The sequence below is a fragment of the Streptomyces sp. NPDC008238 genome (assembly GCF_042956445.1).
Taxonomy (GTDB): domain Bacteria; phylum Actinomycetota; class Actinomycetes; order Streptomycetales; family Streptomycetaceae; genus Actinacidiphila.
The window spans coordinates 61,052-84,209 of the sequence record NZ_JBIBGK010000028.1 but is presented as its reverse complement, the minus strand read 5'-3'; the positions used below and the strand labels follow the sequence as shown (position 1 = coordinate 84,209).

18 protein-coding genes and 3 pseudogenes are annotated in these 23,158 nt (G+C 72.7%); 10 read left to right on the top strand and 11 right to left on the bottom strand.

What is annotated here, in order from left to right:
* Positions 1-79 precede the first annotated feature (79 nt).
* The 3 genes from ACFZAU_RS35170 (at position 80) to ACFZAU_RS35160 (ending at position 2,264) form a co-directional block, all read left to right on the top strand.
* A complete protein-coding gene (locus tag ACFZAU_RS35170) occupies positions 80-790 on the top strand; it encodes a GOLPH3/VPS74 family protein (protein ID WP_500461011.1) in 711 nt (236 codons plus the stop codon).
* Between the two features lie 246 nt (positions 791-1,036).
* On the top strand, positions 1,037-1,894 hold the full coding sequence (locus tag ACFZAU_RS35165) for a helix-turn-helix domain-containing protein (RefSeq protein WP_499600006.1): 858 nt from the start codon (positions 1,037-1,039) through the stop codon (positions 1,892-1,894).
* A gap of 160 nt (positions 1,895-2,054) precedes the next feature.
* Positions 2,055-2,264: a DUF397 domain-containing protein gene (locus ACFZAU_RS35160; protein WP_500555538.1), complete on the top strand. Its 210-nt coding sequence runs from the start codon at positions 2,055-2,057 to the stop codon at positions 2,262-2,264.
* Positions 2,265-2,358: 94 nt separating this feature from the next.
* Here the strand turns inward: ACFZAU_RS35160 and ACFZAU_RS35155 are convergent, their stop codons facing one another.
* A complete protein-coding gene (locus ACFZAU_RS35155; protein WP_500555537.1) occupies positions 2,359-3,201 on the bottom strand; it encodes a hypothetical protein in 843 nt (280 codons plus the stop codon).
* A gap of 106 nt (positions 3,202-3,307) precedes the next feature.
* On the opposite strand from ACFZAU_RS35155, the gene ACFZAU_RS35150 reads away from it, so the two are divergent.
* The 3 genes from ACFZAU_RS35150 (at position 3,308) to ACFZAU_RS35140 (ending at position 7,150) form a co-directional block, all read left to right on the top strand.
* Positions 3,308-4,501, top strand: a complete 1,194-nt coding sequence (locus ACFZAU_RS35150) for an aminotransferase-like domain-containing protein (protein WP_500555536.1) — start codon at positions 3,308-3,310, stop codon at positions 4,499-4,501.
* Between the two features lie 51 nt (positions 4,502-4,552).
* Positions 4,553-5,338 carry an SDR family oxidoreductase gene (locus ACFZAU_RS35145; protein WP_500555535.1) on the top strand — a complete coding sequence of 262 codons (786 nt, stop codon included), beginning with the start codon at positions 4,553-4,555 and terminating at the stop codon, positions 5,336-5,338.
* A gap of 279 nt (positions 5,339-5,617) precedes the next feature.
* Complete coding sequence (locus ACFZAU_RS35140) at positions 5,618-7,150, top strand: sodium:solute symporter family protein (protein WP_500555534.1); 1,533 nt, start codon at positions 5,618-5,620, stop codon at positions 7,148-7,150.
* Between the two features lie 97 nt (positions 7,151-7,247).
* Here ACFZAU_RS35140 and trxA read toward each other — a convergent pair whose 3' ends face one another.
* A complete protein-coding gene (gene trxA / locus ACFZAU_RS35135; protein WP_500555533.1) occupies positions 7,248-7,586 on the bottom strand; it encodes a thioredoxin in 339 nt (112 codons plus the stop codon).
* Positions 7,583-8,002: a MerR family transcriptional regulator gene (locus ACFZAU_RS35130; protein ID WP_500555532.1), complete on the bottom strand. Its 420-nt coding sequence runs from the start codon at positions 8,000-8,002 to the stop codon at positions 7,583-7,585. Before ACFZAU_RS35130 ends, trxA begins: the two co-directional genes overlap by 4 nt.
* A gap of 122 nt (positions 8,003-8,124) precedes the next feature.
* On the opposite strand from ACFZAU_RS35130, the gene ACFZAU_RS35125 reads away from it, so the two are divergent.
* The 4 genes from ACFZAU_RS35125 to ACFZAU_RS35110 all read left to right on the top strand — a co-directional run bounded on the left by ACFZAU_RS35125 (position 8,125) and on the right by ACFZAU_RS35110 (position 13,408).
* Positions 8,125-10,698 (top strand): bifunctional FO biosynthesis protein CofGH, encoded by a 2,574-nt coding sequence (locus tag ACFZAU_RS35125; protein ID WP_500555531.1) that lies wholly within the window; start codon positions 8,125-8,127, stop codon positions 10,696-10,698.
* A 203-nt stretch (positions 10,699-10,901) separates the two neighbouring features.
* Positions 10,902-11,654 carry an SCO2400 family protein gene (locus ACFZAU_RS35120; protein ID WP_500555530.1) on the top strand — a complete coding sequence of 251 codons (753 nt, stop codon included), beginning with the start codon at positions 10,902-10,904 and terminating at the stop codon, positions 11,652-11,654.
* Positions 11,655-11,671: 17 nt separating this feature from the next.
* The gene (locus ACFZAU_RS35115; protein WP_500555529.1) at positions 11,672-12,157 is read left to right on the top strand and encodes a hypothetical protein; all 486 of its coding nucleotides are present in this window, start codon (positions 11,672-11,674) and stop codon (positions 12,155-12,157) included.
* A 144-nt stretch (positions 12,158-12,301) separates the two neighbouring features.
* Positions 12,302-13,408, top strand: a complete 1,107-nt coding sequence (locus ACFZAU_RS35110) for an ADP-ribosylglycohydrolase family protein (protein ID WP_500555528.1) — start codon at positions 12,302-12,304, stop codon at positions 13,406-13,408.
* A gap of 30 nt (positions 13,409-13,438) precedes the next feature.
* Here the strand turns inward: ACFZAU_RS35110 and ACFZAU_RS35105 are convergent.
* The 8 genes and pseudogenes from ACFZAU_RS35105 to ACFZAU_RS35070 form a co-directional block, all read right to left on the bottom strand.
* Positions 13,439-14,269, bottom strand: a pseudogene (locus ACFZAU_RS35105) (LLM class F420-dependent oxidoreductase).
* Between the two features lie 99 nt (positions 14,270-14,368).
* The gene (locus ACFZAU_RS35100; RefSeq protein ID WP_500555527.1) at positions 14,369-16,108 is read right to left on the bottom strand and encodes an N-acyl-D-amino-acid deacylase family protein; all 1,740 of its coding nucleotides are present in this window, start codon (positions 16,106-16,108) and stop codon (positions 14,369-14,371) included.
* A 160-nt stretch (positions 16,109-16,268) separates the two neighbouring features.
* The gene (locus tag ACFZAU_RS35095; protein ID WP_500555526.1) at positions 16,269-17,390 is read right to left on the bottom strand and encodes an LLM class flavin-dependent oxidoreductase; all 1,122 of its coding nucleotides are present in this window, start codon (positions 17,388-17,390) and stop codon (positions 16,269-16,271) included.
* Between the two features lie 94 nt (positions 17,391-17,484).
* Positions 17,485-18,244, bottom strand: a pseudogene (locus ACFZAU_RS35090) (SDR family NAD(P)-dependent oxidoreductase).
* A gap of 12 nt (positions 18,245-18,256) precedes the next feature.
* A complete protein-coding gene (locus ACFZAU_RS35085; protein ID WP_500555525.1) occupies positions 18,257-19,129 on the bottom strand; it encodes a TIGR03619 family F420-dependent LLM class oxidoreductase in 873 nt (290 codons plus the stop codon).
* 38 nt (positions 19,130-19,167) lie between these two features.
* On the bottom strand, positions 19,168-19,584 hold the full coding sequence (locus ACFZAU_RS35080) for a hypothetical protein (protein ID WP_500555524.1): 417 nt from the start codon (positions 19,582-19,584) through the stop codon (positions 19,168-19,170).
* Positions 19,585-19,674: 90 nt separating this feature from the next.
* Positions 19,675-20,910: pseudogene (locus ACFZAU_RS35075) on the bottom strand (amidohydrolase family protein).
* Between the two features lie 1,261 nt (positions 20,911-22,171).
* A complete protein-coding gene (locus ACFZAU_RS35070) occupies positions 22,172-22,885 on the bottom strand; it encodes an AMP-binding protein (protein WP_500555523.1) in 714 nt (237 codons plus the stop codon).
* Positions 22,886-23,158: the final 273 nt, after the last annotated feature.

The following is a 23,158-nucleotide window of genomic DNA, read 5'->3' as shown; positions in this document are numbered from 1 at the left end:
CGCACGAACGGGCAAGGCGCTCTCGACAGGCCGGTGTGAGAGGCGTCACCCTGTCATTCATCCACGCGGGGAGGCATGGATGGGCAGGAGCCGCAGAACACTTCCGGAGGAGCTGTTGCTGCTCGCCCTGGACCCGGCCACGGGTACCACGGCGCAGCCGCAGTCTCTCGACCTCGGTCTTGCCGGGGCACAGCTAGTGGAGCTGTGCCTGGCCGGACGAATAGCCCCTGACGGGGATCGTATCGCCGTGGTGCACCCACGGCCGACAGGAGATCCGACCCTGGACTCCGCGCTCGAACTGCTGCGCCGTCGTGGCAGCCCCGTGCGCGCCGTCCACTGGATCGGCGGGCCCCGCCTGGGGCTGCGCCAGACGTATCTCGCGCATCTGGAACGGTGCGGCATGGTGCACGCCGTGCCGGGGCAGATGTGCGGGGTGCTGCCGACCACGCGCTATCAGGCGACCGACAGCGAGGTCAGCCGGGAGATCAGGGCCCGGCTGGACAGCGCGATCCGCACCGGGGTGCCACCGGACCCGCGGACCGCGGCCCTCGCCGCGATCGCCCATGCCGTGGGGCTCGGCAAGCACCTGTACCCGGGCAACGAGGGCCGGTCGTCCCGATCGCGGCTCCGTGACCTGATCAGGTACGACCCCATGGGCGGCCTCGTCGCGCACGCCGTGATGGACGTGCAGAACGGCGCCGCCGCGCAGCCGAAGCGCGCCCCCGCCCAGGGGCGTCCGGCGGCTGCCAGGGCGACGGGCCACGGCATGGTCCGCGCCGGCGTGCGCTGAACCGGGGTGTCCGGGGGCAGGGCCCGGACACCGTGAGACCACGACCCCACCGCAACCGCCGCGCGCGGGGCGGCGACCGGCACCGGCCGGCCGACGCCCCGCGCGCTGCCGTTTGTCCGCTCTTTTGAAGAGCGCAGCATATGACCAATTCCCAGCGGCGGGATGACCGATAGTGGCACTCTGCTGACCAGCAGTACATATCTGCAGAGAACACGGACCAGTCCGGAACCCGGAGGTGCACATCCCGTGGCCGCCAACGTCAATCCCACCGTCAGGCGACGCCGACTCGGCTCGGAACTGCGCAAGCTGCGCGAGCAGAAGGGAATGACCGCGGAGGAGGTCGCCGCCCGGCTGCTGGTCTCCCAGTCGAAGATCAGCAGGCTGGAGAACGGGCGTCGCAGCATCAGCCAGCGCGACGTGCGCGACCTGTGCAGCGTGTACGGGGTCGACGACAGCCGCCTCGTCGACTCCCTGATGAACATGGCGCGCGAGTCCCGGCAGCAGGGCTGGTGGCACGCCTTCGGCGACGTCCCGTACAGCGTCTACATCGGCCTGGAGACGGAGGCCGAGTCCCTGCGCGTCTACGACTCCCTGGTGGTGCCGGGCCTGCTGCAGACCCGCAACTACGCCTCGGCCGTCATCGAGGGGACGCTGCCCGAGGCCACGCCCGAGCAGATCGAGAAGCGCATCGAGATCCGGCTGCGCCGCCAGGAGCGCGTCACCGACCCGGACTCGCCGCTGCGCTTCTGGGTGGTGATGGACGAGTCCGCGCTGCGCCGTATCGTCGGCAGCAAGGACGTGATGCGCGAACAGCTGGAGTACCTGACCCAAATGAGCACCCAGGCGCACGTCACCGTCCAGGTCCTGCCCTACGACGCCGGGGCGCACCCGGGCATGTCCGGCAACTTCGCGATCCTGGAGTTCGCCGACGCGACCGACTCCAGCGTCGTGTACATCGAGGGCGTCACGAGCGACCTCTACCTGGAGAAGCCGACGGACGTGCACGGCTACAGCGTGATGTACGAGCACCTGCGGGCGCAGGCGCTCAGCGCGGAGCAGAGCCGGCAGTTCATCGCGGACGCCGCCAAGGAGTACGCACGCTGATTCTGCGACAGGGAATGCCGCAGAGTACACCTGTGCCCCGTGGGGTGGAAGACCTCCTGGAATATGCCACTCGTTGGAGGTAACAGCCGCTGTGGGCAGTGATGTTGGCGAGTAGCTTCGATCACGTCAGAGCTGCACAAAAAGAAAGCTCGGAGCGATCATGGCTATTCAGCTCGGTAACACCAATGCGTGGACCAAGTCCACCCGTTCCCAGGGAAATGGCGCCTGCGTGGAGGTGGCCTCCCGTACGTCGTCCGCCGTCGACGTCCGCGACTCCAAGGACCCCGACGGCCCGACGCTCGCCTTCTCCCCCGATGCCTGGACGGCGTTCGTCGCGGACGTCGGCCACGGGACCTACGACCTCGACTGAGCACCGGCGCAGTACCCGTACGGGCCCTCTCGACCGGCACGCCGTCCTGGCCGAGGGGGCTCACTGCCACCCTGATGCCCTCTCCCCGCGGCCGTCACCGCAGTTCGTCGACGTAGGTGTCGGTCCCCGGCACCGTGGGCACGAAGGGCGCGACGAGTTCGACCCTGCCGAGCCCCGTGGCGGCCACCTCGGCGTCCAGCCCCGTGAAGTGCTCCTCCCACACCTCGCGCGGGTCCCGCTGCAGGAACCAGAGCAGGGTGAGCCGGGTGCCGACGCCCTCGACCTGCTTCACGTAGGACATCCGCTCCAGCGGCAGCGGTGTGGGACGGAAGACCGTCACCATCGCCGAGGGCGAGCCGGCCAGCCGCCGCGGCAGCTGTCGGTCGCGCAGCACGCCGAGCAGTTCGTCGCACTGCTGCGGCGTGTCGGTGTCGACCACCTCGACGACCAGTCCCCCGTATGGGTGGTCGAGCGCGTGGAAGTCCCGGGGGCCGTTCGGGCCGTCGCGGTAGACGGTGACGGCGTGGTCCTGGAAGGCGGTGAAGACGTGGGTGCGGTCGTGGTGGACGCGGGCGTCGCGGTTGAGGCGCCGATTGATGGCGACGGTCCACTTCATGTGGTCCGCGTGACGCCCGGCCGTGATCCAGTACACGGTGATGTAGCAGCCGTCGGTGACCGGCTGGGCGACCGCGGACTTCTCCGGGTAGCGCAGTGACCTCAGGTCCCGGGTCGCCACCCAGCGGCGCCCGGCGAACATCCAGGGCATCGCCATGGCGCCGGCGATGAAGTGGTCGTCCTCGTACCAGCGGTTGTAGGCGCGCTCGTGGCCCGGGTGCGGCTCGACCATGGTGATGAGCGCGTGGCCGAGTCCCGGGCCGTAGGGGCCGACGGAGGCCAGTTCTGCGTAGAGCTCGCTGCGGGTGTCTTCTTCGGTCATGCCTCCGGTTTAGCTGACGAGACGTCAGGTATGGAAGCCCGTGGCGGGTACCGGGACATCTGTGTACGGTCCCCGGAAATCGCCCGCCACCGCGAAGGAGCCCGCCATGCGCGCCGCCGTCCCCGGACTCGCCACCCGTGCCACCGCCGTCGGCGGCTCGCCGGTACGGGAGATCCTCGCGCTGACCGCCCGCCCGGAGGTGATCTCCTTCGCCGGCGGCCTGCCCGCCCCCGAGCTCTTCGACGCCGCGGCGATACGGGCCGCGTACGACCGCGTCCTGGCGGAGGCGCCCGAGCGGGTGCTGCAGTACTCCACCACCGAGGGGGACCCGGCGCTGCGCGGGGCGGTCGCCGGCCGGCTCACCCGGGCGGGACTGCCCACCGGCTCCGACGACCTGCTCGTCACCGGCGGCTCCCAGCAGGCCCTCACCCTGCTCTCCACGGCCCTGCTGGAGCCCGGGGACGTCGTCCTCGTGGAGGACCCGGGCTACCTGGCGGCGCTGCAGTGCTTCGCCTTCGCCGGCGCGCGCGTGGTGCCCGTGCCCTCCGACGCGGACGGCATCGACCCGGTGTCCCTGGAACTGGCCGTCGTCCGGGAGAAGGCCAAACTGCTCTACCTGGTGCCGACCTTCCAGAACCCCACGGGCCGCACGACGACCGCCGAACGCCGGGAGGCGGTCGCCCGGATCGCCGAACGGCACGGGCTGTGGATCGCGGAGGACGACCCGTACGGGGAACTGCGCTACGACGGCGAGGCCGAGCCGTGGATCGCCTCCCACGAGGCGGCGGCCGACCGGACGGTCCTGCTCGGCAGCCTGTCCAAGATCATGGCGCCCGGGATGCGGCTCGGCTGGCTGCGTGCCCCCGCCGCGCTGCGCCGCGCGTGCGTGGTGGCCAAGCAGGCCGCCGACCTGCACACCTCGACCGTGGACCAGGCCGCCGCCGCCCGCTACCTCGCCGACTCCGACCTCGACGCCCACCTGGCCCGGGTCCGCGCCGCCTACCGGGAACGGCGGGACGCGCTGCTGGCCGGGCTGCCCGCGGCGCTGCCCGGGGGCAGCACCTGGAACCGGCCGGAGGGCGGCATGTTCGTCTGGGCGCGGATGCCCGCCGGCTACGACGCGACGGAGGTGCTGCCCCGGGTGGTGGCGCACGACGTGGCCTACGTGCCGGGGGCGCCCTTCTACGCGGGCGAGCCCGACCGTGCGGCGCTGCGGCTGTCGTTCGTGACGCACACCCCGGACGAGATCGGGGAGGGGCTGCGCCGGCTCGCCAAGGCCCTGGCCATCACCGGCGGCTGAGCCTATTCTGACGGCCCGTCAGTTCATCCGTCCGGGTGGGGGTGGTGGGCCGTGCTGCTGCGCGACAAGACCGTGGTGGTGTCCGGGGTGGGGGCCGGCCTCGGGCAGCGCGTCGCCGAGGCCGTCGTCCGTGACGGCGGGAACGCCGTGCTCGGGGCCCGCACCGAGGCGCACCTCGCCAAGGCGGCCGGCGAGATCGACCCCGGGGGCGGCCGCGTCGCCTGGCGTTCCACCGACATCAAGGACGCCGCACAGTGCGAGGCACTGGCCGCCCTCGCCGAGGAGCGGTTCGGCGGGATCGACGCGGTCGTCCACGTGGCCGCCATGGACGGCCACTTCGGCGGTCTCGCGGACGCCGACTTCGAGACCTGGAAGACGGTGCTCGACGTCAACCTACTCGGCACGCTGCGGATGACCTGGGCCTGCCTGGGCGGGCTGCGCCGGCGCGGCGGCGGCTCGGTGGTCCTCATCGGCACCCAGTCCGCCGTGGCCGCCCCGTCCCAGGTGCCCCAGGCGGCGTACGCGTCCTCCAAGGGCGCGCTGACCTCGGCGATGTACTCGCTCGCCCGCGAGCTGGGCCCGGAGCGGATCCGGGTCAACACGGTGCTCCCCGGCTGGATGTGGGGCCCTCCGGTCCAGGCCTGGGTCGGCTTCACCGCGCACACCGAGGGCGTGCCCGAGGACGAGGTGCTGCACCGGCTCGCCGAGCGGATGGCGCTGCCCGAACTGGCCACGGACGGCGACGTGGCGGAGGCCGTGGTCTTCCTGGCCTCCGACCGGGCGCGCGCGATCACCGGGCAGTCGTTGCTGGTGAACGCGGGCGAACTGATGCGCTGACAGGGACGGCCGGGGCCGGAGGGGCCCCGTTCTGTGTGCGGTCGTTCCGGCGAAGTACCCGCTCATCGTGGGGCGCCGGGCAGGTTCACAACAACGTGAAGTAAGGTCAAGAACAAGTAAAATCGTTCTACTCGCTGATCGACGTTCATGTCCTTGAACGCCGATGGTCTTGACCAGCCCCTTTCCAGGCGGTTCAATCTGGGGCGCCGCCCCGCGACGGACGTACCGGCGAAGTGCGCTCCCGTTCACAAGGCGGACCCCTGGAAGGGGCAACAGCACATGAATGGTCTCGACTGGGCCGTACTCGTCGGCTACTTCGGCGTGATGGTCGCCATCGGCCTGTGGTCCCACAAACGCGTCGACGACGTCAGCGACTTCTTCACCGCGGGCGGTCGCATGCCCTGGTGGCTGTCCGGCATCTCGCACCACATGTCCGGCTACAGCGCGGTGATGTTCACCGGTTACGCCGGCATCGCGTACACCTACGGCGTCACCTCGTACGTCACCTGGTCCTTCCCCATCGCCATCGGCATCGCCATCGGCGCCAACCTCTTCGCGCCCCGGCTCAACCGGCTGCGCTCCCGGCTGCACGTGGCCTCGCCGCTGGAGTACCTGAAGAACCGCTACAACGTCCCGACCCAGCAGGCCCTCGCCGTCTCCGGCGTGCTGCTCAAGATCGTGGACGTGGGCGCCAAGTGGGCGGCCATCGCCACCCTGCTGTCGGTCTTCACCGGGGTCTCCCTCAACCAGGGCATCCTCATCACCGGCGCGGTCACCGCCGTCTACTGCACCGTCGGCGGGCTCTGGGCGGACGCGCTCACCGAGCTCGGGCAGTTCGTCATCCAGCTGCTCGCGGGCCTGGCGATGCTGGTCGCCGTGCTCGGCGAGATCGGCGGCGTCAGCGGGCTGTGGACGGTCTGGGACAAGCTGCCCGACAACCACACCGCGCCGACGGCCGGCCCGTACACCCTGACCTTCCTGCTGGCGTACCTGTTCATCAAGACCTTCGAGTACAACGGCGGCATGTGGAACCAGGCCCAGCGCTACATGGCCACGAGCAACGCCCGCGAGGCCACGCGCTCGGCGCGGCTGTCCTCCGTGCTGTGGTTCGTCTGGCCGCTGATCCTCTTCTTCCCGATGTGGGTCGCCCCGCTGCTGGTGAAGGCGCAGAAGCCGGACGCCTCCGACTCGTACGCCTTGCTGACCGAGCAGCTGCTGCCGCACGGCCTGCTGGGCCTGGTGGTCGTCGGCTTCTTCTCGCACACCATGGCCATGTGCTCCTCCGACGCCAACGCCATCGCCGCCGTCTTCACCCGGGACATCGCCCCGGTGCTGTCCAAGGCGGCGCGCGGCTGGAACGCGCGGGCCGGACTGCTCGCGGCGCGGCTCACCACCGTGGCCTTCCTCGCCCTGTCGATGGCGGTGGCCACCCAGGTCAACTCGCCGACCTTCAAGGACATCATCACGGTCGTCATCAAGTGGGTGGCCGGCCTGATGGGCCCGATCGCGATCCCGTTCATGCTCGGGCTGCTGCGGACGTTCCGGAAGTCCGGCCCCACGGCGGCGCTGGTCTCGTGGGCGGCGGGCCTGTTCGCCTTCTGGCTCACCAACTACGGCCTGGACGGGGTCCAGCTGCAGATCCAGATCGTGACGCCGCTGGCGGTCAGCCTCGTGCTGTACGTGCTCATCGGCTTCGTCAAGCCCGAGGACACCCCGGAGCGCGACGCGGTCCTGGCGCAGATCAACTCCGACGGGGACGGGGACGACGCGGCCGTCGCGGCGACCCTGCCCGAGGAGCCCGCGAAGGCCTGACGCCCGGTGTCCCCGGGGCGGGCCGTCACCCGCCCCGGGGAGACCGCGCCGACGTCGGCCCGGCCGGCCCCCACGGCGCTCACGGCGCTCACGGCGCTCACGGCAGGACGTCGGCGAGCTCCTGCAGCAGCCGCCGCTTGGGCCGGGCGCCCACGAGGGACTTCACCGGCTCCCCCGACCGGAAGACCATGAGGGTCGGCATCGACAGGACCCCGTAGGCCGCCGTGGTCCGCGGGTTGTGGTCCACGTCGATGCAGACGACCTTCAGCCGGCCCGCCTCCTCGCGGGCGACCTCCGCCAGGACCGGGGCGATCTGACGGCAGGGCGGGCACCAATCGGCGGTGAACTCCACCAGCACCGGCCCCCGCGCCCCCAGCACCTCCTCGGCGAACGTCGCGTCGGTCACCTCGGTCAGCCCCTCGACGTGCGTCGTCATCGCGTACTCCCCTCACTCGCCTCGCAACCGAACTCGCAGCGCGGAGCGGACCCGCCCCCGGCCGAGGCCAGCTCCGCGTGGGCGAGCTGCGAGCCGAGCCGCTCGCGGACCTCGCTCAGGCGGGCGATGCACTCGTCCAGCTCGGCCAGCTTGCGCCGGTAGACCTCGAGCGAGGCGTCGCAGGAGTCCCCCTCCGGGTGGCCCGCCCGCAGGCAGTCCACGAACGGGCGGGTGTCCTCCAGTTCGAAGCCGAAGGCGCGCAGCGCCTGGATCTGCCGGAGCAGCCGCAGGTCCTGCTCGTCGTAGGCCCGGTAGCCGTTGCCCGCGCGCCGGGCGTGCAGCAGGCCGATCGATTCGTAGTGGCGCAGGGCGCGGGTGGTGGTCCCGGCCCGTTCGGCGAGTTCTCCGATCCGCATGCCCCGACGGTAGACCTTGACGTGGGCGTCAAGGCCAGCGCGGATATTCCCGGCCGGGGCATCGCGGCCCGGTGATCCTCCCGACACAGCCGACTGACGTACACCGCACCTATCCTCGGAGGATGACCCAGACTCCGCCCACCGCCAACAGCATGCGCCGTGCCCTCAGGCGTGCCCGTGACGGCGTCGCGCTCGACACCGCGGAGGCCGCGGTGCTGCTCCAGGCGCGGGGGGAGGACCTCGCCGCCCTGACGGAGAGCGCGGCCCGGGTGCGCGACGCCGGTCTCGAGGCGGCGGGACGGCCGGGGGTCATCACGTACTCCAAGAGCGTCTTCATCCCGCTCACCCGCCTGTGCCGGGACAAGTGCCACTACTGCACCTTCGTGACCGTCCCCGGCAAGCTGCGGCGGGCCGGGTACGGGATGTTCATGTCCCCGGACGAGGTGCTGGAGATCGCCCGGCGCGGTGCCGAACTCGGCTGCAAGGAAGCCCTGATCACGCTCGGGGACAAGCCGGAGGACCGCTGGCCCGAGGCGCGCGAGTGGCTGGACGCCCACGGCTACGACGACACCATCGCCTACGTCCGGGCGATGTCCGTCCGCATCCTGGAGGAAACGGGGCTGCTGCCGCACCTCAACCCCGGGGTGATGAGCTGGACGGACTTCCAGCGGCTGAAGCCGGTCGCGCCCTCGATGGGCATGATGCTGGAGACGACGGCGACCCGGCTGTGGAGCGAGCCCGGCGGCCCCCACTACGGCTCCCCCGACAAGGAACCCGCCGTGCGGCTGCGGGTGCTGGAGGACGCGGGGCGCAGTTCCGTGCCGTTCACCAGCGGGCTGCTCATCGGCATCGGGGAGACGTACGAGGAGCGCGCCGACTCGCTGTTCGCGCTGCGCCGCGTGGCCCGGTCGTACCACGGCATCCAGGAACTGATCATCCAGAACTTCCGCGCCAAGCCGGACACCGCTATGCGCGGCATGCCGGACGCGGAACTGGACGACCTGGTGGCGACGGTGGCCGTCGCCCGGCACATCATGGGGCCGTCGGCCTGCCTGCAGGCACCGCCGAACCTGGTGGACGCGGAGTACGCCAGGCTGATCGGGGCCGGCATCGACGACTGGGGCGGCGTCTCCCCGCTGACCCCGGACCACGTCAACCCCGAGCGGCCCTGGCCGCAGATCGAGGAGCTGGCCGAGCGCTCGGCGGAGGCCGGCTTCTCCCTGCGCGAACGGCTGTGCGTCTACCCGGAGTTCGTCCTGCGCGGCGAGCCGTGGCTGGACCCGCGGCTGCTGCCGCACGTGACCGCGCTGGCGGACCCCGCCACGGGGCTCGCGCGTGAGGACGCCGAGGTGACCGGCCGTCCGTGGCAGGAGCCCGAGGAGGTCTTCACCGCCGCGGGCCGCACCGACCTGCACCGCACCATCGACACCGACGGCCGCAGCGGTGACCGCCGGGAGGACTTCGACGAGGTGTACGGGGACTGGGAGGCGCTGCGCGAACAGGCCGCGCCCGGCCTCGTCCCGGACCGCATCGAGGCCGACGTGCGCACCGCGCTGTCCGTGGCCGCCGACGACCCCACGAAGCTGACCGACGCCGAGGCGCTCGCGCTGCTGCACGCCGACGGCGCGGCGCTGGACGCGCTGTGCCGGATCGCCGACGACGTCCGGCGTGACGCGGTCGGCGACGAGGTCACCTACGTCGTCACCCGGAACATCAACTTCACCAACGTCTGCTACACCGGCTGCCGGTTCTGCGCCTTCGCCCAGCGCCGCACCGACGCCGACGCCTACACCCTGTCGCTGTCCCAGGTCGCCGACCGGGCCGAGCAGGCCTGGCAGGTCGGCGCGACCGAGGTGTGCATGCAGGGCGGCATCCACCCGGACCTGCCCGGCACCGCCTACTTCGACATCGCGCGGGCGGTGAAGGAGCGCGTACCCGGCATGCACGTGCACGCCTTCTCCCCCATGGAGGTCGTCAACGGGGCCACCCGCACGGGCCTGTCCCTGCGCGAATGGCTCACCGCCGCCAAGGAGGCCGGCCTGGACTCCGTGCCGGGCACCGCCGCCGAGATCCTCGACGACGAGGTGCGCTGGGTCCTCACGAAGGGCAAACTGCCCGCGGCCACCTGGGTGGAGGTCGTCACCACCGCCCACGAACTGGGCCTGCCCTCCTCCTCCACGATGATGTACGGCCACGTCGACCAGCCCCACCACTGGCTGGCCCACCTGCGCCTGCTCGCCGGGATCCAGCAGCGCACGGGCGGCTTCACCGAGTTCGTGACCCTGCCCTTCATCCACACCAACGCGCCCGTCTACCTCGCCGGCATCGCCCGCCCCGGCCCGACCATGCGCGACAACCGCGCGGTCACCGCGATGGCCCGTCTCCTCCTCCACCCGCACATCCGCAACATCCAGACCAGCTGGGTCAAGCTGGGGACCGAGGGCGCCGCCGAGATGCTGCGCTCCGGCGCCAACGACCTCGGCGGCACCCTGATGGAGGAGACCATCTCCCGGATGGCCGGCTCCGGTTACGGCTCCTACCGCTCCATCCGCGACCTGGTCGCCATCGCCGACGCCGCCGGCCGGCCCGCCCGTCAGCGCACCACCACCTACGGCCAGGTGCCCGCGGAACGCATCGCCGCAGGTCTGGCCTCCGACGGGCACCTGCCGGAGCTGCTGCCGGTGCTGGAGGACTGAGCCGGGGCGCGGCCCCGGGCCGCGCCCTCCGGCGACCTGTGCAAAAGAGTCCGAGCAACTCTCCAAAAGCGTCACACAGGCTGCGCACCTCCTGCGGGAGGTGTCGTTAGCGTTGCTGGCCGTCCCGCCCTGCACGGGGAACGTGCGCGCGGACGTGCCGCCGACGTCCCCCGGCGGCGTTGTCAGCAGAGAAAGACTCGGACATGGACTACTGCTCCTCCTGCCGTCGGCATCTCAACGGGGCTCTCGTGTGTCCGGGGTGCGGTGCCTACGCACCCGACATCGCCCCGCCCATGTGGCAGGGCCCGGACTCGGCAGCCGAATGGGAGAGGCTCCGCGACGCGGACGCCCCGGACGACCCCGACGGCACCGGACAGGACGACGCCGACCCGTCCCTGAAGGGCCGTGCCGCCCGGCGCAGACAACTGGAACGCTGGAAGAAGAACCGGCGGCGCGCCGCGGCCGCCACGGCCGTGGCGCTCGTCGGCGGCGGCCTCACCGTCGCGGCGATGCCGCACGGCGGCTCCCGGGGCCGGGCCGACACGGCCGCGGCCGCGGAGCCGCTGACGCCGGCCACCGCCCGCACCCTGCCGCTCTCCTCGATCCCCGCGCAGCCCGGCGGCGACGCCACGCACCGCCCCGGTCGGCACGCGAACCCCACCACCGCCGCGCCGCGCGGCGACGCACCCGGCGCCGCACCGTCCGCGGCGCGCACCACCGCGGGCACCACCTCGCCGGAGCACACCGCCCCGCAGGGCGGGACCGGCTCCCGGGTCCGGACGGTCACGGCCGTCCCCGCGCCCGCGGACACCGCCCCGCACACCACCGCGCCCTCGTCCGCCCCCCACTCCCCCGCGGACGTCCCGGCCACACCCCCCACGACGACGGCGGCCCCCACGCCGTCGGCAACGAAGTCACCGATGCAGCTGTGCCTCCTGGTGCTCTGCGTCGGCTGACCGGAAAGGAACCACACGTGTCAAGCAGCTACGCCGACCACGCCCACCGCCGCCTCCACGCCTGGCGGTTGTGGGGCGTCGGTGCCGCGACCGCGGTGCTCGCCGGCCTGCTGGCCAAGACCGGCATCACGGTCGCGCAGAGATTCCTGCTGCTGCCGCTCTTCGCCCCCGAGGGCTACGGACTGTGGCGCGACGCCGCCGCCACCGCCTACGTCCTCGGGGCGGCGCTCGTCGCGCTCGCCGCGACGCTGCTGCTGCGCGTCCTGCTCGCCGCGACGCCGCGTGCCATGCTGTTCTTCGGCTGGATCATGACCGCCCTGACCTTCTTCGCCGTGGTGGTCCCGCTGGCCGTGCACCGCTCGAACGAGATGCTCGCCGCCTGCGTGGTGAACCTGTTCATCGGGCTGATCGTCACCTCCCTGCTCGCGAGCGCGGCCCGCTGGGCGCTGACCCGCGCCGGCCAGTCCCCCCGGCCCGCGTGGCAGGGCGGCCGGGGCTGGTAGCCCGCCGAGCCCCGAAGGCCCCCGCTGCTCCGGCAGCGGGGGCCTTCCTCCGTGCGTGACTGGCCACAATCCGTTCGTGACCGGAAGCCGACCGATCTGGGTCGATTACAGTGCTTGGTCGGGTCGAGCAGGGAGGCGTTGGTCATGAGCGGTGCCGTATGGGGGCGCACCGAGCAGCAGGACTTCCGCAGCCGGGTGCGCGGTTGTCTGCTCGGCGGCGCGATCGGCGACGCACTCGGCGCCGGCGTGGAGTCCGACGCGCTGGCCGCGATACGGCAGGCGCACGGGGAGGCCGGGGTCACCGACTACGTCCCGGCGTACGGGCGGCGGGGCGCCGTCACCGACGACACCCAGATGACGCTGTTCACCGCCGAGGGCCTGATACGCGCCCAGGTGCGCCGGGACGCGGGGGCCTGGCACCCGCCGACCGACGTGCACCGCGCCTACCTGCGCTGGGCGGCCACGCAGAACGACTGGGGGCCGGACGAGCGCCGCAAGGACACCGGCTGGCTGGCCCGCGAGGAGTGGCTGTACGCGCGCCGCACCCCCGGCACGGCCTGCCTGACCGGGCTCGGCGACGAGCGGATGGGCACCCTCGGCACCCCCAAGAACCCGGACGCCAAAGGCTGCGGCGCGGTCGTACGGTCCGCGCCCTTCGGCCTGCTGGTCGGCTGGGAGCCGCAGTTGGTGTTCCAGCTCGCCGTCGAGTGCGCCGCGCAGACGCACGGTCATCCCACCGGCGTCCTGGCCGCCGGGGCGTTCGCCGTCATCGTCCACGGACTGGCCCGCGGCGAGGCCCTGGACGGCGCCGTGCAGCACACGCTGGCCCTGATCGCGGCGCGCCCCGGGCACGAGGAGACCTCCGCGGCCCTGCAGGCGGCCCTCGGCGCCGTGCGCCAGGGAATGCCCGGCGCGGAACGGGTGGAGTCCCTGGGCGCGGGCCGGACGGCCGGGGAGGCCCTCGCCGTCGGCGTCTACTGCGCCCTGGTCGCCGAGGACGTCCGGCACGGGCTGCTGCTCGCGGTCAACCACTCCGGGGACAGCGACTCCACCGGCTCGATCTGCGGCAACCTGCTGGGCGTTCAGCACGGCGAGACGGCCCTGCCCCCGGCGTGGACCGCGGAGCTGGAGGGCCGGGGCACCATCCTCCAGCTCGCCGACGACTTCGCCATGGAGATGACGCAGGGTCCGGCGCTGCACGGGCCCGGCGGCGCCTCCGCGGCCTGGCTGGAGCGTTACCCGGGCGACTGACCGCCGCCGCGAGGCCGGCGGCCGGGCGCCTCAGAGGTAGCGCGCGTAGTCGTCGAGGGTGCGCAGCACGTCCGCCGTCCCCGCGGACGGCAGTTGGAGCACGACCTCCTCCAGGCCCTGGTCCCGGTAGTGAGCCAGCTTCCCCGGGTTCGGGCGCACCGCGTACGGCACGACCCGCAGCGCCTCCGGGTCGCGTCCGGCGTCCGCCCACACGCGGCGCAGGCGGGGGACGCTCTCCGCCAGCCCGGCGCCGCCGATCGGCATCCAGCCGTCGGCGTACGCGGCGATGTGCGCGAACAGCACGGGGCCCCCCGCGCCGCCGCACAGGATGCGGGGCCGCCCGCCCGCAACGGGCTTGGGCCAGGCGTGACTGGCCTCGACCCGGCAGGACTCACCCTTGTACGCGGTCGGTTCCGGCGCCCACAAGGCGCCCATGAGGGCCATCCGCTCCCGCACCAGGGCCCGGCGGCGCGGCCAGTCGACCCCGTGGTCGGCGGCCTCCTCCACGTTCCAGCCGAAGCCGACGCCGAGCGTGAACCGGCCGCCGGAAAGGAAGTCCAGGCTCGCGACCTGCTTGGCCAGCACGATCGGATCGTGCTGCGCGACCAGCGTGACGCCGGTCCCGAGCCGCAGCCGTCGGGTGACGGCGGCGGCCGCGGACAGGCCCACGAAGGGGTCGAGCGTACGGCCTTACTCCGGCGGCAGCGGACCGCCCATCGGGGCGGGGGTACGGCGGCTGACCGGGATGTGCGTGTGCTCCGGGAGGTAGAGGCCGTCAAAACCGCGCTCCTCCAGTTCCGCGGCGAGCCGGACGACGGGTACGGAGTGGTCGGTCAGGAAGATCGTCGTGGCGATCCGCATGGTGTCGTCGCACCTCCCGTGGTGTGGGCCGACCGTACGCCCGTGCCGGCGGGCGCGTACACCCCCGGCACGGGGTCCCGCCGCGGGGGCGGGCCGGGGTCACCCGCCCGTGGCGACCGTGCGGGTGTCCCGTCCGGAACGCAGGACCCGGCCGGGGACCGCCCCGGTGATCCGGTCGTCGCGGATCGTCTCGACGCCGCCCACCCGCACGCTCACCACGCCCCGGGCCCTGGAGTCCAGGCGCGGGCTGTCGCCCGGCAGGTCGTGCACGAGCGTCGCGGTGCCCGCGTCGATCCGTTCGGGGTCGAAGAGCACCAGGTCCGCGTGGTACCCCGCGGCGACCCGGCCGCGCCCGCGGAGCCCGAACAGCCGCGCCGGGTCGTCGGTGAGCATCCGCACCGCCCTCTCCAGCGGGACCAGCCGGCGGCCGCGCAGGCAGTCGCCGAGGAACCGGGTGGTGTACGGCGCACCGCACATGCGGTCCAGGTGCGCGCCCGCGTCCGAGCCGCCGAGCAGCACGTCCTCGTGCTCCCAGGTGGTACGGCGCAGCTCCCAGCTGTCCGGGTCATTGTCGGTGGGCATGGGCCACAGCACCGTCCGCAGGTCGTCGGCCGCGCAGATCTCCACGAGGGTGCGGAAGGGGTCCTGCCCGCGTTCCGCGGCGATGTCGCGCACCACCCGGCCGCTGACCCCGGCCCGCCGGTTCTCCTCGCAGTACGTGTCCCCGATGACGTACCGTCCGAAGTCGGCCAGCCGGCGGAAGACGCCCGCCTCGGGGCTGACGGCACGGCGGAGCATCGCGGCGCGGACCTCCGGGTCGCGCAGCCGGGCGATGCGCTCGGGGACGGGCAGGGAGAGGACCTCGCCCCAGCCGGGGATGAGGTTGAGGGCGCAGAAGGTGCCGAGCGACATGTTCATCGGCGTCAGGATCGGCATCGTCAGCGCCACGACGCGGCCGCCCGCCTTGCGCGCCCGCTCGGAGGCCTGCAACTGGCGGGGCACCCGCTCCGGGACGGCCGAGTCGACGGTCAGCACGTTCCAGTTGAGCGGGCGGCCGGCGGCGGCGGTCATGTCGACGAGGAGGTCGATCTCGTCGTCGGAGAAGGTGTCCAGGCAGCCCGCGACGATCGCCTCGATCTGCGTGCCCTCGTGCTCCCCGACGGCCCGCGAGAGCGCGAGCAGTTCGTCCGGCCGGGCGTGCCGCGAGGCCACCGGGTGCCAGTCGCCGTCGGAGTGGGTGGACGACTGGGTCGTGGACAGGCCCCAGCCGCCGGCGTCCATGGACTCGTGGAAGAGCCGCAGCATCGCGTCGAGCTGGTCCGGCGTGGGCTGTCCGCCGACGGCGTCGGGCCCCATGACGTAGCGGCGCAGCGCGCAGTGGCCCACCATGAAGCCGGCGTTGACGGCGATCCGGCCCTCCAGGGCGTCGAGGTAGTCGCCGAACCCCTGCCAGCCCCAGTCGACGCCGGACTCCAGGGCCGTGAGCGACATGCCCTCGACCTTGGACATCATCCGGCGGGTGTAGTCGGCGTCCTGGGGCCTCAGCGGTGCCAGGGTGAAGCCGCAGTTGCCGCCGGCGACGGTGGTGACGCCGTGGTTCATGGAGGGGACCGCGAAGGGGTCCCAGAACAGCTGGGCGTCGTAGTGGGTGTGCGGGTCGACGAAGCCGGGGGCGAGGGCCAGCCCGGTCGCGTCCTCGGTGGTCCGTGCGGGCTCCTCGGTCCGGCCGGGCGGTGCGACCGTGACGACGCGGCCGTCCCGCAGGCCCACGTCGGCGGTGCGGGCCGGGGCACCGGTGCCGTCGGCGAGCGTCGCCCCGCGGATCAGGTGGTCGAGCATGGGTGGTCCCTCCTCCTGCTGGGCCGCGGGCGGGCGCCCCGCCGCGCGGTGTGGCCCCCGGCCGGCCGCGGGCGCGGCGGGCCGCCGCCGCGGTGCCGCTCCGGTCCGGGGGCCGGGCGGCGGTCCGGGAAGACGCCGCCCCGTCGGTGGCCCGCGGGCGTCACGCCGCCCGGCGGAAGCGGGTGGTCCGGTGCACCGGGTCCGTGTCGATCTTGGGGATGACGTGCTCCCCGACCAGCTTGATCGTGCGCATGGTGTCCTCGAAGGGGACGCCCACCGGCAGCCCGAACGACAGCTGGTCGGCCCCCGCGGACTCCCAGCGCTTGCACTGCTTGAGCGCGTCGTCGGGGTCGCCGCAGATCATCAGTTCCTCGTCGAGGAGCATCTCGATCAGCTCCTCGGTGTACGTCGGCAGCAGCTCGGGCCACTGCGGGATGTACTCCGGGCGCGGGAAGGTGTCGTGGTAGCGGAAGACCAGCGACTGCAGGTAGTTGAGGTTGCTGCTCGCGGCGACGCGGATCGCCTCCTTGCGGGTCTCGGCGACGATCGCGGTGGTGGTCACCATGACGTTGTCGTTGACGAAGTCGCCGATGGGCTCGGCGTCGCGCACGGCGGTCTTGTACTTCTCCAGCACCCACTCCATGTCGGAGACCTTCTGGACGCTGAAGCCCAGCACGCCCAGGCCCTTGCGGGCGGCCATGGCGTAGGAGGGCGGCGACCCGGCGGCGTACCACATCGCGGGGTGCGACTTCCCGTACGGCTTGGGGAACACCTTGCGGGGCGGCAGGGACCAGTGCTTGCCCTGGAAGCCCGGGTACTCCTCGTTGAGCCACATCTTGGGGAACTCGCCGACGGTCTCCTCCCAGATCTCCTTGGTGGCGTTCATGTCCGTGACGCCGGGGAGGAAGCCGAGGATCTCGTGGCTGCCGGCGCCGCGGCCGGTGCCGAACTCGAAGCGCCCGTCGGAGAGGTGGTCGAGCATGGCGACCTTCTCGGCCACCTTGACCGGGTGGTTGACCTGCGGGAGGGGGTTGAAGATGCCCGACCCGAGGTGGATCCGCTCGGTGGCGTGGGTGAGGTAGCCGATGTAGACGTCGTTGGCGGACAGGTGCGAGTACTCCTCGAGGAAGTGGTGCTCGCTGAACCACGCGTACTTGAAGCCGGACCGGTCCGCCTGGACGACGTACTCGGCCTCCTCCATCAGCGCGTGGTGCTCGGCCTGCGGGTCGACCTCCGAGCGGAACTTGGGCACATATCCCTGTACGAAGATCCCGAATTCCAAGGGGTTCACCGTCCCTAGCTTTTCTGACGGATCGTCAGATTTCCGGCTCCGACTCTTCCACCGGCGACGGGGGAGGTCAATACCCGACGGTTCGTCAGAAGAGCTGGACGCCGGCCAGCCAGCCGCCGTCCACGACGAAGGGCTGCCCGGTGACGTACGAGGAGTCGTCACCGGTCAGGAAGAGCGCGAGCCGCGCGACCTCCTCCGGGCGCCCGATCCTCGCGAGCGGCACGAGCTTGCCGTACAGCCGGTCCAGGGCCTCCGCGGGCACGGACTCGCCGGGGTTGGACATGGGAGTGTCGATCGCGCCCGGGCACATCGCGTTGACCCGGATGCCCTTGGGCGCCAGCTCCATGGCGGCCACCCGCGTCATCCCGACGACGGCCGCCTTGGTAGCGGCGTAGGAGACCACCCCGGCCATGCCGGTCAGCGCCACATAGGAGGCGGTGTTCACGATGGTGCCGCCGCCGGCCGCCGCGAGCAGCGGGGCCACGGTGCGCATCCCGAGGAAGGCACCGACCTGGTTGACCTGGACGACCTCCTGGAACTCCGCGAGCGGGGTGTCGACCAGCGCGTTGAAGCGCAGGATGCCGGCGTTGTTGACCAGCCCGTCCAGCCGGCCGAAGGCTCCGTGGCCGCGTCCAGGGCCGCCAGTCCGCCTCGCTCGTGACGTCCAGGTGGACGTAGCACGCCCGGTCGGCGCCGATGCCCTCCGCCACGGCAGCGCCCCGCTCGTCGAGCACGTCCCCGAGGACGACCCGCGCGCCCTCCGCCGCGAAGAGCAGCGCCTCCTGCTCGCCCTGCCCGCGCGCCGCGCCGGTGATCAGCACGACCCGGCCGTCCAGCTTCCCCATGTCCGTCACTCCCTACGCGTCGAGGTGCGGCGCCACGCCGTCGGCGAACGCCTCCATCTGGTCGAGCAGTTCCGCCGCGCCACGACTGCGGAACCGCACCTGGATCTGGTCCACCCCCATCGCGCCGTACTCCCGCAGCGACTCGGCCAGCGCCTCCGGCTTGCCGGTCAGCGTGCGCCGCCCCACCGGCCACCCCGGCTCGCCGACGTACAGCGGCTCCGCGATGACGCCGACGGTGATCGGCGTCCCGCCGCGCAGCCGGCGCAGCCGGGCGATCTGCCCGGGCATGGCCTCCCGGGAGTCGCCCTGCGGCAGCCAGCCGTCGCCCTTGAGCGCCGCGCGCCGCACCGCCGCGGGCGACGATCCGCCGACCCACACCGGGACCGGCCGCTGCACGGGCCCCGGCTTCTGCTCCCCGGCCGCGAAGTGCGCCCGCACGGCGTCGATCGCCCGGTCCAGCAGCGCGCCGCGCCGCTCGAAGTCGAGCCCGAGGGCCTCGAACTCCTCCCGTACGTGCCCGGCGCCGACCCCGAGGACGAGCCGGCCCCCGGAGAGGTGGTCCAGGGTCGCGTACTGCTTGGCGGTGAGCAGCGGATGCCGCAGCCCGATCACGGCCACGTGGCTCAGCAGCCGCACCCGCGTCGTCACGGCCGCCAGGAAGGCGAGCGTGGCGACGGGGTCGTACCAGGTGGGGCTCATCGCGGTGGCGAGCCGGGGCGGGACGGCCACGTGGTCGCAGCACCCGATGTACGCGAAGCCCAGCCGGTCCGCCGCCCGTGCGACGTCCACCAGGTCGCCCGGCGGCGCCGCGGCCTCCCACGGCTCCGCGTAGAGGGTGCTCAGGGATTGCACCGGCAACTGCATGCCGTACGCGGTCTCGGTCATGCCGACACGGTCGGACCTGACGGACCGTCAGACAAGGGTCAGCGCACCGTGAACTCCGGGGCGGTCAGATCCACGGTCAGCGAGTGGCCCAAGTTGTTGGTGAAGGTGGCGTACCGCCCCTCGACCTCGGCGAGCTCGAAGGGGTTGGAGTCCTGGAGCGCCACCACCCACAGGAGGCGGCCGTCGGAGTCCAGCCGGGCGAAGAAGCCCTCCGAGCCGTGCGCGCCGTCACCGCAGCACACGTACCCGGTGCCGTCGCGGAGCTCGACGACGCCCCGCGGACGGGAATCGGCCGTGGTGACGCACTCCGGGTCCTCGGCGAGCCCGGCGACGACGTCGAACACCGACAACCGGGGGCCGTCGACGTGCACGTGCAGCGCCGTGTCGTCCACCCGGTACAGGCCGTCCCGGGCCGGGACCCGGCCCGACAGCCACAACTCGGCGATCAGACCCATCGCCCGCCCTTCTCCCGTCCTGCCGGGAGAAGCCCATCAATCGGCCGCGCACGGCACGCGACACGGCCGCCAACGGCGGGCGAACTCGTCTCAACCGGCGGCCCCGCCCGGCCCCGGCCACAGGCCCTCCGGGGTCAGCCCCAGCAACTCGACGGCGTTCCCCCGCACGATCCGCTCGACGACCTCCGGAGCGAGGTGACCCATCTGCGCCTCGCCCACCTCACGGGACTTGGGCCAGGTCGAGTCGGAGTGCGGGTAGTCGGTCTCGTACAGGACGTTGCCGACGCCGATGGCGTCGATGTTGCGCAGGCCCACGGCGTCGTCGAAGAAGCACCCGTACACGTGCTCCCGGAACAGCTCCGAGGGCGGCCGCAGCACCTTGTCGGCCACACCGCCCCAGCCGCGGTTCTCCTCCCAGACGACGTCGGCACGCTCCAGGACGTACGGGATCCAGCCGATCTGCCCCTCCGCGTACATGATCCGCAGGGAGGGGAAGCGGTCGAAGATCCCCGACATCAGCCAGTCGACCATCGAGAAGCAGCAGTTGGCGAAGGTGATCGTGGAGCCGACCGCGGGCGGCGCGTCCGCGGAGGTGGACGGCATGCGCGAGGAGGAACCGATGTGCATCGCGACGACGGTCCCGGTCTCGTCGCAGGCGCGCAGGAACGGGTCCTACGCGTCGGTGTGCACGGACGGCAGCCCCAGGTGCGGCGGGATCTCGGAGAAGCAGACGGCCCGCACCCCGCGCGCGGCGTTGCGGCGCACCTCGGCGGCGGCCAGTTCCGCGTCCCACAGCGGTACGAGCGTGAGCGGGATCAGCCGGCCGCCGGCCTGCGGCCCGCACCACTCCTCGACCATCCAGTCGTTGTACGCGCGCACGCACAGCAGCCCCAGCTCCCGGTCCTTCGCCTCGGTGAAGGTCTGGCCGCAGAAACGGGGGAACGTGGGGAAGCACAGGGCGGACTGCACGTGGTTGACGTCCATGTCCGCCAGCCGCTCGGGGACGCTGTGGGAGCCGGGGCGCATCTGCTCGTAGGTGATCGCCTCCAGCCGCACCTCGTCCCTGCTGTAGCCGACGGCGGTGTCCAGGCGGGTCAGCGGGCGCCGCAGGTCCTCGTACACCCACCAGTCGGCGAGGGGCCCGTCGTCGCCGGGCTCGCCCATGCGCGGGGCGAACCGGCCGCCGACGAAGGTCATCGACTTCAGGGGGGCCCGCACGACGTGCGGCGCCCTGTCCCGGTACGCCGACGGGAGGCGGTCCCGCCAGACGCCGGGGGGCTCGACCGTGTGGTCGTCCACCGAAATGATCCTCGGGAAGGTCTCCATGGGGGCACGGTAGCGCGAATCTGACGGTCCGTCAGCAAGTTTGTGTGCGGCCGGGTGTCTGTGGTTGCGGCCGGTTGTTGGGTGCGGGTTGTTTGCGCCTGCGGTCGGCTGCGCCGGGCTGCCCGGTTGTTGTGTGCGGGTCCATTGCGCCTGCGGCGGGCTGTCTCCCACCCTCCCTCCCGATTGCCCGGCGCGATTGGTGCGGGTCTCGCACGTTGTTGTGGGGTCGGGGCCGCGCCGGCGCACGTCCTCAACGCTCGCGGTTTACGCCCACATCATTCGGCACCGCACTTAACCGCTCGTCGTTTCCGGGCGCACCCCGACACACCCCCTCCCGAGGTATGGGCGCACACGGCCGGTGGGTGGGCAGAAGGCAATCCGGGGCGCCCCGAACCGTGCTCTGACCCCGCGGCCCCACGGTGCAAGCCCCGCATCGTTCGGCGCCGGGTCCGGCTCGTCTGTCCCGGCCTTCGGCGAGGGGAGCACCCCGACACGCCCCCTTCGGCGGGTGTGGGTGCACAACGGCCGGTGGGTGGGCAGAAGGCGGCTGGCCGCACCGTAGTTCGTGGAGTACGGGCACGAGCGACGGGAGGACCAGGGGTGACCCGCGTTGTCTTACCTCGCCCCACTCCGGACGCGGTGGAGTCGGCATCGAAGGCGCCCTCGGGTCACCTGATCGCGGAGTCGAGAGAAGCGTCAGCCAGGGCCCGCGTCAGGATCGATGGGCCCTCCGCCCAGTTCAGGTGAGCTCATCGGGGGCGAAATTGGTTGCCGATGTGGGGGTGCGTCAGGTGGGGCGGAGGGGACTCACGCCATCACCCCACACCGACCGTCGTGCGCCCCTACAGGCCGAAGAGCGTGCGTCGGGGTGTTCCCCCTGGCCAAAGGCCGGTGGGAAACGAGCGGCAGACCCGGTGCCGAATGATGCGGGGCTTGCACCGCGGGGCCGTGGGGGTTCAGCAACGCACGTGCGGCAACCCCGCTGCCCCCATACCCCCCACCGGCCGTTGTGCGCCCATTCCTCGGGAGGGGGTGTGTCGGGGTGCGCCCGGAAACGACGAGCGGTTAAGTGTGGTGCCGAATGATGTGGGGGTAAACCGCGAGCGTTGAGGACGTGCGCCGGCGCGGCGCCGACCCAACAACGAGGTGCGAGCCCCGCACCAATCGCGCCGGGCAATCGGGCGGGAGGGTGGGGGAGAGACCCAACAGAAACCACAGCGGCGCCGCACACGACAACGGGCCGCAAGCAGACGACCCCGGGTCAGGCGGCTCCGCCGCCGGGCGCGAGCAGGAGCATGCGCCACACCGCGTCCTCCAACCCGTGCACGGAGGCGATCCACCCCAGCCCCTCCGCCCGCGTCCCGCGTCCCACCGCGACCGCCAGCTCCCCGGCCGCGTCCGCCAGGTCCCCGTGCCGCAGCGCGGGCTCCATGCGGCCCCCACCGAGCCCGTCGGCGACGTACCGCTCGTAGCCGGGCGCCGTGCGCAGGACGCCGACCGGGCGCCACTCCTCAGCCAGCCGTTCGACCGGCTCGCCGCCGACCCGTCGCCCGTCGGCCTCCACGACCTGCGTGCGCGAGCGGTCCACCGCGAGCGCGGTCCACGCGTCGGCCCCGGTGAGCACCGCCGCGGGACGGCAGCGCTCGACGGCCTCCGCGACCGTCCCCGCGCTGTCAGGCCCGCCGCCGACCAGCGGCACGGCCGCCATCCCGGCGTACAGGCAGCCGTAGAAAGCCCCGGCCAGGTCCGCGCCCTGCTGGTAGGCGAGCAGCACCCGGCTGCCCGGCGGCAGCAGCCGCCCCAGCCGGGCGGCCACCGCGCGCGCCCGGCGGTCCAGGGCGGCGAAGTCGCAGTCGTACGGCTCGTACGGGCGCCCCTCCGGATGCCGTACGGCCCGGCGGCGCAGGGCGGGACCGGGCAGGCGGTAGACGGACGGCGCCGGCCCTCCCCCGCTGCGGCTGCGCGGTCCGCTCACGGCCTGCGGCACACAACGCGAGCACATGGGCGGCCCTCCACCTCCTCCGACCGGACACCGGCCGGGCCGACGGAATATGCTCGCACTTCACATGAAACTGGACCGAACATTCCCCGCTACTCCCTGGAACGCCCCTCCCGAAAGCCACCCATAGGTGACCGCATACAGGTTGAGGCGGCAAACTGGCACAGGCGGCGGAACCGATCGGGATGGTCCCGCCGTCCGTGAAGACTGTTCCGGCTCGTGATGAACGATCGATATACGCGCTCGTCG

Coding starts and splice junctions, on each gene's coding strand:
- ACFZAU_RS35170 (WP_500461011.1), top strand. CDS start 80: ATGGGCAGGAGCCGCAGAACACTTCCGGAGGAGCTGTTGCTGCTCGCC.
- ACFZAU_RS35160 (WP_500555538.1), top strand. CDS start 2,055: ATGGCTATTCAGCTCGGTAACACCAATGCGTGGACCAAGTCCACCCGT.
- ACFZAU_RS35155 (WP_500555537.1), bottom strand. CDS start 3,201: ATGACCGAAGAAGACACCCGCAGCGAGCTCTACGCAGAACTGGCCTCC.
- ACFZAU_RS35150 (WP_500555536.1), top strand. CDS start 3,308: ATGCGCGCCGCCGTCCCCGGACTCGCCACCCGTGCCACCGCCGTCGGC.
- ACFZAU_RS35140 (WP_500555534.1), top strand. CDS start 5,618: ATGAATGGTCTCGACTGGGCCGTACTCGTCGGCTACTTCGGCGTGATG.
- trxA (WP_500555533.1), bottom strand. CDS start 7,586: ATGACGACGCACGTCGAGGGGCTGACCGAGGTGACCGACGCGACGTTC.
- ACFZAU_RS35130 (WP_500555532.1), bottom strand. CDS start 8,002: ATGCGGATCGGAGAACTCGCCGAACGGGCCGGGACCACCACCCGCGCC.
- ACFZAU_RS35125 (WP_500555531.1), top strand. CDS start 8,125: ATGACCCAGACTCCGCCCACCGCCAACAGCATGCGCCGTGCCCTCAGG.
- ACFZAU_RS35120 (WP_500555530.1), top strand. CDS start 10,902: ATGGACTACTGCTCCTCCTGCCGTCGGCATCTCAACGGGGCTCTCGTG.
- ACFZAU_RS35110 (WP_500555528.1), top strand. CDS start 12,302: ATGAGCGGTGCCGTATGGGGGCGCACCGAGCAGCAGGACTTCCGCAGC.
- ACFZAU_RS35100 (WP_500555527.1), bottom strand. CDS start 16,108: ATGCTCGACCACCTGATCCGCGGGGCGACGCTCGCCGACGGCACCGGT.
- ACFZAU_RS35085 (WP_500555525.1), bottom strand. CDS start 19,129: ATGACCGAGACCGCGTACGGCATGCAGTTGCCGGTGCAATCCCTGAGC.
- ACFZAU_RS35080 (WP_500555524.1), bottom strand. CDS start 19,584: ATGGGTCTGATCGCCGAGTTGTGGCTGTCGGGCCGGGTCCCGGCCCGG.